The organism is Klenkia sp. AC732 (assembly GCF_979256525.1).
Genome location: NZ_CEEDOS010000092.1, coordinates 1 through 775 on the forward strand (window position 1 = coordinate 1; position 775 = coordinate 775).

1 pseudogene is annotated in these 775 nt (G+C 79.4%); it reads right to left on the reverse strand.

The window, feature by feature from the left end:
- Positions 1 to 775: pseudogene (locus AC0IVP_RS21815) on the reverse strand (hypothetical protein); the annotation flags it as partial.

A 775-nucleotide genomic window follows, 5' to 3' on the forward strand; every position in this document is an offset into this window, starting at 1 on the left:
GCAGCGGGGAGACCGGGGCGGCGGGGGCCGGAGTCGACGGGGCGGGGACCGCACCGTTCGGCACGGCGGCCGCAGCGGTCACGGAGCCGGCAGGACCGGCAGACGTCACGCCGGACACGGGGGAGACCCGGGACCCAGCCGTCAGTGTCGGGCCATCCGCGGCGGTGGGGGCCGCGGTGCCGGGACCCGCGGCCAGGACCCGAGCCGGCGTCGCGAGGACCGGACCGGCCACCGGGGCCAGCGGCCCGAGAGCGGGGGTCAGCGGACCGACGACCGGCTCGACGGCCGGGACCAAGGCCCCGGTCACCGGCGACAGCGACGACACGATCGGCGCCAGCGCACCGGTCACCGGCGCCAGCAGGTCGACCACGGGAGCAGCCGCGCCGGCGATCGGGGCGAGAGCCTCCGCGACCGGCGCCACGAGCCCGGTCACCGGGACCAGCACGGGCGCGGCCGCCTCGACCACCGGCGCCGCGACCTGCACGACCGGGGTCACGACGGGTGCTGCGAGCTGCGCCACCGGGGCAGCCACCTGCGCCACCGGCGCCGCGACCTGCGCGACCACCGGAGCAGCGACCTGCGCGACGGTGGGCGCGACCGGGGCGGCGACCTGAGCGACCACCGGAGCCACCGGGGCAGCCACCTGGGCCACCACCGGCGCCACCGGCGCCGTCACCGTCGTCACCAGGTCAGCGACCGGTGCCGTCACCCCGGCCAGCGCGGAACCCAGCGAGGGGGCCTCATCGGCCTGCGCGGTCGCCTGACCGGCCAACCA